We start from the raw sequence: 611 nt of genomic DNA on the forward strand, positions 1-611 counted from the left end.
TTGAAGAAGCTTAATCAAGGTGATTATGAAGCTGTACCCTTAGAATTACAGAAATGGAATAAGGTCGGTGGGAAGCCTCTTGCGGGTTTAGCCAACCGTCGAGCAGCAGAAGCGGGATTATGGGTAAAAGGGGCTTATGTTTCTTCGAATTATCAAAGGGTAGAAACGAAAACAGCAAGCGGTCTTTTAAAGATAGAAGCGCTTGCCCCGATTATAGGGTCTTGTTCTGGGTTTGGAGGCTTGTTGGTTGGCAATGGTCCGGTGCAATGGGCTTTAGCAGGCATCATGGTTTTAGCGGCTGTAACGGGCATAGTGATTGTCGCCAAGCGGTTTGGGGAGCAACGCTTATGATTTTTTGGCTAAAGAAATATTCTCTTATGTTTACAGCGGCTTTAGCCGTTTTTTTTATGGCTTTAGCCAAGGCGTTTCAGCTTGGCAAGCAAAGCGAACGGCAAAAGCAAACAGAGCATGCTTTAAAGACAGCAACAACCCGTCTTGAGGTAGAAAATGAAGTTAATCAAAAAAGTGATGCTGGTGTGCGCTCTGAACTTTCTCGTTGGGTGCGCGGCAAATAGGTCTGTTTCTTGTGGTGGCTGGTTGCCCATTTATTT

The 611-nt window shown here is 45.3% G+C and carries 2 protein-coding genes; both read left to right on the plus strand.

Annotation, left to right across the window (positions count from 1 at the left end; translation table 11 throughout):
* Positions 1-351 (plus strand): glycoside hydrolase family protein (locus ACFIMW_RS09495; protein ID WP_375608924.1); only part of this gene is annotated, 351 nt, incomplete at its 5' end.
* On the plus strand, positions 348-575 hold the full coding sequence (locus ACFIMW_RS09500; protein ID WP_375608925.1) for a hypothetical protein: 228 nt from the start codon (positions 348-350) through the stop codon (positions 573-575). The genes ACFIMW_RS09495 and ACFIMW_RS09500, both read left to right, overlap by 4 nt.
* Positions 576-611: the final 36 nt, after the last annotated feature.

Source organism: Bartonella sp. AC329YNZD (assembly GCF_042196685.1).
Lineage (GTDB): Bacteria > Pseudomonadota > Alphaproteobacteria > Rhizobiales > Rhizobiaceae > Bartonella.